The following is a 233-nucleotide window of genomic DNA, read 5'->3' as shown; positions in this document are numbered from 1 at the left end:
GTTCGACCGGGGCCGTACCGAAGGGCCGGGTCAACTGGCCGAGCCCGTACGGGAGAAGCGCATCGAGGTCGACCTCCTCGGACACCTCGTGCTGGAGCGGGGCCACGTCCTCGCCGTCGGCGGTCGATCCCGGCCAGACGCTGTAGAGCTGGGCGGTCTTCTCCTGCGGGGTCATCCGGGAGAGGAGGTCGGCGGCGCGGACGGGGGCGGGCAGAGCAGGGTCCTGCCAGGGG

The 233-nt window shown here is 73.0% G+C and carries 1 pseudogene; it reads right to left on the bottom strand.

Features of this window, described 5'->3' with window-relative positions:
• A pseudogene (locus J0695_RS40225) lies at positions 1-233 on the bottom strand (glycosyl hydrolase); the annotation flags it as partial.

The sequence above is a fragment of the Streptomyces beijiangensis genome, from assembly GCF_017315755.1.
GTDB lineage: Bacteria > Actinomycetota > Actinomycetes > Streptomycetales > Streptomycetaceae > Streptomyces > Streptomyces beijiangensis.
The sequence above is the reverse complement of the archived record's forward strand: the minus strand, read 5'-3'. Positions and strand labels throughout refer to the sequence as shown.